This is a genomic window from Lyngbya aestuarii BL J (genome assembly GCF_000478195.2).
In the GTDB taxonomy this organism is placed as follows: domain Bacteria; phylum Cyanobacteriota; class Cyanobacteriia; order Cyanobacteriales; family Microcoleaceae; genus Capilliphycus; species Capilliphycus aestuarii.
Genome location: NZ_AUZM01000072.1, coordinates 22,420 through 28,542 on the forward strand (window position 1 = coordinate 22,420; position 6,123 = coordinate 28,542).

Consider the following 6,123-nt stretch of genomic DNA (forward strand, 5'->3'; position numbering starts at 1 on the left):
AACAACAAGCATCGCACCCCAAACATTTCAACATCTACTATTGTTTTAAACAACCAATTGCTTCCAACAAACCCCTCGCTTTATTAAGCGTTTCTTCGTATTCTTTCTGAGGATCAGAATCTGCCACTAAACCCGCCCCGGCTTGAACACTCACGACCAATTTACCATCCGTTTGAGGGCTAACCAACATTGTTCGGATCGTAATAGCACTATTAAGCTGTCCTTCAAAATCATAATAGCCATACACCCCCGAATAAGGCCCACGACGACACCCTTCTAACTCATGGATAATTTCCATCGCCCGAATTTTGGGCGCCCCGCTGACGGTTCCCGCTGGAAAACAAGCTTTCAACAAATCCCAAGCGGTCTTATCCTCTGCTAATTCTCCCACAACATTGCTAACAATGTGCATCACATGAGAATATCTTTCAATCACCATCAATTCATCAACCAAGACGCTACCATTAGCACAAACCCGCCCCAAATCATTTCGTCCCAAGTCTACTAGCATAACGTGTTCCGCGAGTTCTTTGGGATCTTGTAACAACTCGGCTGCTAACCCATCATCTTCGGCCACTGTTTGTCCCCGACGGCGAGTTCCCGCAATTGGACGTAACGTGGCGATCGTTTTTCCCTCAAAGGTTTTCTCGGCTTTGACCATCACTTCAGGACTCGATCCGATCATTTGCCAATTCCCAAAGTTAAAATAAGCCATGTAGGGAGAAGGATTAATTAACCGCAGAGAACGGTACAATGCAAACGGTTCGCCATCGTAGGGGGCAGAAAGTCGCTGCGACAATACAACTTGAAAAATATCTCCCGCTTTAATATAAGCTTTGGCTTTTTCGACATTCGCACAAAATTGTTCTGGGGAAATATTACTGCGATAACCGTCAATTTCGCTGGAGTTGGGTTGTTGTTTGTTGGCGGTTGGCGGTGTCCACTCTAACAACGTTCGTTCTCGTGAAAATAGCGGTGATTCTAATTTATCAAGCAGTTGTGTCACGCGATCGCAAGCTTGTTGATAAGCCGTATGAAGATCACCATTGCGAGTATCTGCATAAGCTATAGCTAAAATTTTACGTTTAACTTGATCAAAAATAATCAGATGATCAACCTGCATCCATAACCCATCCGGCATTTGATCGGCAGTCGCTTGCATCACCGGAACACGCGGTTCGATCCAGCGAATCAGTTCATATCCCCAAAACCCAAATAACCCTCCAATTCCAGAGGGTAACTGGGGTAATTTTACCGGATGATAAGGGGCAAGACAATTTTCTAGAACTTGAAACGGATCACCGTCAAATTCTTCTATTCTGCCATCCCGATAAGTTTGTGTTGTGCGTCTTCCTCGGGCTTCTAACACCCAAACCGGGTTACAACCGACAAAACTATAGCGCCCCAACGCGCTCCCGCCTTCAACGGATTCTAACAGAAAACTGTAGGGCTGACCCGCACAGACTCGATACCACACTGAAACCGGAGTATCTAAGTCAGCCACCCATTCTTGATAAACGGGAATAAAATTGCCTTGAGTTGCCAGTTGCTGAAATTGTGAGAAGTCCGGAAACATCATAGCGGTCTAGAGGTGATGAAATAGTGAAGGATGAAGGCATGATTTAATCCTCCATCCTATCCTTTAATAGAGCGTTTTAATCGTTGATTTAGCGTTGCTCAAACGCCAAACATTACACTTCGTAAGTTGCTTTTCCACTAAATTTGACTTTAGCTGGATCAGGATTAGATCCGATATTACGCTCGATTTTACCGTAGAAATCGCGACCTTCATTAACTTTTTCAGGGAATACGCCATCTTTCGGATGTAAGTATTCCATTTCGCCGTTGGGATAAATACGGTAGATTTTAAAGTCTTCCATTTTGGGCTTGAATTTTGTCCGCAGTTGAGTTCCTAATGCGAGACATTGTTCTTTGCGGGCTAGATATAACAGGTTTTCACCTTCATTCATAATAGCAGCGCCACCTGTGGGCATTTCAAAGACTTGCTCTTTGGGGCTAGTCCAGGTGATCGCGTACTTTTCTTCGATTTCGGCTTTGGAGAGTAAGCCGCCTGTGCTACCGCCGAAAATCGGGGGTTTTCCAGTCAGTTGTTCTGCCATAGAAGGTCTATAGTAATGTTTTTACGGCATCGTATCACTGATTTTGCCGAATAAAGAGCGATCGTAAAGAACCGTTACACATGACAGTTATGATCAGTTACCCGTCACCTATTCCGGAGTTGGGGAGACCGGAAATATTCAGAATTGAGAATTCATCACTTCTAAACTCCCTATTTGACGCCGGGTACGAGTCATCGCCCGCGGCAGTGCATTCGGCATCGATTCTACGGCGGTGTACCGATGACTTCCACTTCTGCTTCTACAACCGGAACCGTAAAATGAAACTCACTACCTTGATTTTTTCCGGGAGAATTCGCCCAAATTTGTCCACCCCAACCTGTAACAATTTGTTTCCCAATTGCCAGTCCTAAACCTGTTCCTCCCACAGTCCGTCTGAGTGAACCTTCTTCTTGATAAAAACGATCAAAAACAGCTTCTAAACGGTTGGGTTCAATTCCTCGTCCAGTATCAGCTACTGTCACTTCTAACATTTGATTGCCATTGCGTTTGGCTTTAACGGTTACTTTTCCTTCCGGACTGGTAAATTTACAAGCATTATCTAATAACTTTGAAAGTAATTCAACTAACCATTCCCCATCTGCTTTTACTAAGGGTAAATCATCAGTAACATCGGTTTCAATTCCCGGTAATAATGTCTCAGAAAAACGCGAACGAAGTCCACTCACCGCTAAATCAACACATTCTCTCAACGGTAAAGTTTCGGGGTTCCAATCTACTCGTCCACTTTCAAGATTAGACAATGTGAGGAAATCCTGCACTAATTTTCTCAGCCGTTCGGCATCTGTTAAAGCCGTTTCTAACATTACCTGTCGCATATCTAACGACATATCCGGTTCTTGACTGAGGGTTTCTAAGCACACTTGAATCGTTGATAACGGAGTGCGAAGTTCATGTCCGGTAATCGCAATTAAATTACTTCGAGTGCGTTCTAACGCTTCTAATTGTTGATTGAGATCTTCTAGGTTTGCGTAGGTTTGGGCTTGAATTAAAGCTGCACTCAGTTGAGTTGCGATCGCATCGACTAAGGCAAGTTCATCTTCTTTCCAACTTCGAGATTCAGGGGTACATTGATGTAATTCCACCATTCCCAGTAATTTTCCCTGATACAAGATCGGAACCATTAACCAACCCTGAATTTGCCAAGGTACAGCCAGTTGTTTGATTTTATTTTGAACTTCCAACTGTAACAGTTCCGGCTGAAGATCGCGATTTTTTGGAGATTTGATCGCCGTTTCAGGAGACAGAGAAGTATCGGTTAAATAGACTCGATCTTGATGGTTGACAACAGCTTGAAACAAAGGATTAGCTTGCAGGGGCCAAGTTTGTTCGATCAGGGAGTCCACTGGCGATACGCAGTTGTCCGTCGGCTGACAGCAGAGATATTCATGAGTCAGAACAACCACTTCATCTGTGAACTTACACCGATAAATTAAACACCGTGACGCTTGCATGGCTTCCCCAAGTTCTTGGGTGGCGACTTTGATGATTTCGTGGGGATTGAGGGATTGTCGAATCGCGTGGGTGATCGAGTTGACTAAGCGTTCCTTGCGTTCTTGAGCGGCTAGAGAACGGTAAACTCGTAATAGTTTGTGTTGACCTGCTTGTAAATAGGTGACTAAGCGGTGAGCAAAGGCATCACTAAATTGAGAGGCAGATAAGTCAGATTGTCCGTTTGAGCCAGGGGAGGACTGTTGTTTTTTAGAAGAACGAGAGGTGGATTTTTGGCGTTTTCCAGAGGGCGGAATTATGCCGTAAACCTTGAGGGCTTGTTCAACTTTAGCACGCAGTTCCGGGCGATAATAGACAATCCGATCCAGCAAAAGTTGGGCGACGAGTAAGCAAACATGGCGATCGCTAGTCCATATGCCTTCAAAGGGTCGCGCCTGATCCATCGCCAGTTGTTCAGGAATCTGAGACTTTTCGGCTAAATTCTGCCGTTCCACACAAGCCAGACAGGTGGAGTAATGTTGACCGAGAACCACTAAATTCCATTCTTGGCTTAACTGTTCTTCGGCGCCAAACGCCACAATTTCATGCCCAACTGATGAGTTTTTGAACTCTGTTTCTGGGGCTGCCATAATGTAGACTTGATCGCTATGTTGAGCGATGCGTCGATAGCGGTGAGCTTCTTGACGATAAAACCGCTCTCGCTGAAAGGTGGCAATCACAAGCGGCCCGTCGGTTCCCGCTAAAACCTGATCTTCCATCGCATGAGAAAGAGCCGTTAGGGATGATTTAAAATAAATTTGCGGCCGCAGTTTGGGCAGTCTTTGCACCAAATCTGTCAGTACCGAGGTCGAGATACTCATCTAGTGGTTAGGGTTGAAGGATGGATTGGCCCTAGTCCTGGCTATCCCAAGCGAAACCGTTCTCAGTTTAACTAGCAGTTTATCACGTCTGACAACATATACAAAAAACAAACGATCTTTTTTTCTTCCCGGTGGTTTTAGCGATTGCTTTGGAAAGGCTGGATTTTGACTTGAGTTTAAACCAAAAATTGAACAATAAATCAATACAAGAGGTAGATTGAAATTGAAATTGGAGAAAATTTGAATAAATATCTCGGTTATTTTTTTAACTTATTAGCAAATTTTTGGCTTTTAAAACTGTTAGATAATCATCATCGATTAATCGGACATAATATAAACTAACCTGGCAATAGGGAAAATATTCTGCCGTACTTGTAGCGATCGCTTAATATTTGAGGAAAGGTCTCAAGAATAGAGGTCAAGATGAGTTTAAACCCATCAAAATCATCGTTCTTATCCAAAGACATCTTGGGCGCAATCTTATTAATTGCATTGGGAATATTCGGAAATTACTTTCGCTGGTCTTTTTTCTTTCATATCGATTTCCTGTTTGGCATGATCGCGGTTTGGCTCGTCTAGTCGCTTGTATGGAGAGAGATGGGGCTTAGTGGCAGCGATCGCTTCGGCAAGCTGTACCTATTTTCTCTGGAAACATCCCTATGCGATTATTATTTTTACGGCGGAATTTCTCTTTGTTAGCTTTTTCTACCGCCGCTACAATTATCGGTTTGCTGTCCTATTTATCGATTTAGATGATTTTCAACACATTAATGATTTCGGAACGGGATTTTCATCTTTGAGATATTTGCATCAATTTCCGCTGAATGTGATCAAGATTGATCGTTCTTTTGTGGAAACTCTCAACCGAGGAACGCGAGAACGCTGTATTATTCACTCGATTGTTACCTTGGGGCGATCTCTGAATTTGGCAACGGTTGCAGAAGGTATAGAAACCCCCCAACAACTGGAAAAACTGCGATCGCTAGAGTGTGAATCGGGACAGGGTTATTTATTCTCCAAACCGATACCGGGTGAGCAAATTGAAGATTTTTTGCTAAAGCCGGGTGTGTTGATAAAACCTGCACCAAAAATGTACAATGAGAAACATCTCAACACTTTTAATACTGTATCTGAACAAGTCCGTCAGGTCATTTGAGATGCCTTGAGTTTGAGGATTTTGACAGACTCCGGCATTTTTAACTATTAATAGGAGATATTGATTTTTTGCTCAAAGTTTAGTCTAAGCTCCAGTTGAATTAAAGATCTATTCTGCCAAGTGTTATTCTTTATTAAATTATGAAAATTAAAATAACTTCAACAGAAACGTATTGGAATATTGTTTTTTCGTTAGAGGATTGGGAATGTACATCTATAATACCTTTTAGTAGCTGTTTAATACCCGAATTTAAAATGCCTGATTTAACAATAAAAGAGTTTTATGATAAAGCGTTTAATGATCTAACCAAATTAACTTCATTTTACAGAGAAGCTTTGTATCTAACCGAGGTATTTCGTTTTAGATTTTTTAAATGTATAGACGAAAATAAAGAGTTTGTTGTTGATGATAATAAAGATTATTCTAAAAGAGAATTGTTAGAGTTTTTACAACAGTTTTAATTATGAAACTAAAAATTAACGATACTATAGCGCAACGCAGGCGGCAGGCAATAGGC

The 6,123-nt window shown here is 42.4% G+C and carries 5 protein-coding genes; 2 read left to right on the forward strand and 3 right to left on the reverse strand.

Translation table 11 applies throughout. From position 1 onward, the window contains the following. Nucleotides 1–37: 37 nt before the first annotated feature. From trpE to M595_RS22430, 3 genes are all read right to left on the reverse strand, one after another. Nucleotides 38–1,579: an anthranilate synthase component I gene (trpE, locus tag M595_RS22420; protein WP_040484516.1), complete on the reverse strand. Its 1,542-nt coding sequence runs from the start codon at nt 1,577–1,579 to the stop codon at nt 38–40. A gap of 112 nt (nt 1,580–1,691) precedes the next feature. Beyond that, nucleotides 1,692–2,120 (reverse strand): photosystem I reaction center subunit II PsaD, encoded by a 429-nt coding sequence (locus tag M595_RS22425; RefSeq protein ID WP_023068767.1) that lies wholly within the window; start codon nt 2,118–2,120, stop codon nt 1,692–1,694. A gap of 224 nt (nt 2,121–2,344) precedes the next feature. Next, nucleotides 2,345–4,450, reverse strand: coding sequence for a DICT sensory domain-containing protein (locus M595_RS22430; protein ID WP_040484517.1), 2,106 nt, complete (start codon nt 4,448–4,450; stop codon nt 2,345–2,347). A gap of 607 nt (nt 4,451–5,057) precedes the next feature. Here M595_RS22430 and M595_RS22440 point away from each other — a divergent pair. Both M595_RS22440 and M595_RS22445 read left to right on the forward strand, forming a co-directional pair. Next, entirely contained in the window at nt 5,058–5,606 is a 549-nt protein-coding gene (locus M595_RS22440; protein ID WP_023068770.1) for an EAL domain-containing protein, read from the forward strand. 140 nt (nt 5,607–5,746) lie between these two features. After that, the gene (locus tag M595_RS22445) at nt 5,747–6,067 is read left to right on the forward strand and encodes a hypothetical protein (protein ID WP_040483940.1); all 321 of its coding nucleotides are present in this window, start codon (nt 5,747–5,749) and stop codon (nt 6,065–6,067) included. Nucleotides 6,068–6,123: the final 56 nt, after the last annotated feature.

Coding starts and splice junctions, on each gene's coding strand:
- M595_RS22445 (WP_040483940.1), top strand. CDS start 5,747: ATGAAAATTAAAATAACTTCAACAGAAACGTATTGGAATATTGTTTTT.
- M595_RS22425 (WP_023068767.1), bottom strand. CDS start 2,120: ATGGCAGAACAACTGACTGGAAAACCCCCGATTTTCGGCGGTAGCACA.
- trpE (WP_040484516.1), bottom strand. CDS start 1,579: ATGATGTTTCCGGACTTCTCACAATTTCAGCAACTGGCAACTCAAGGC.
- M595_RS22430 (WP_040484517.1), bottom strand. CDS start 4,450: ATGAGTATCTCGACCTCGGTACTGACAGATTTGGTGCAAAGACTGCCC.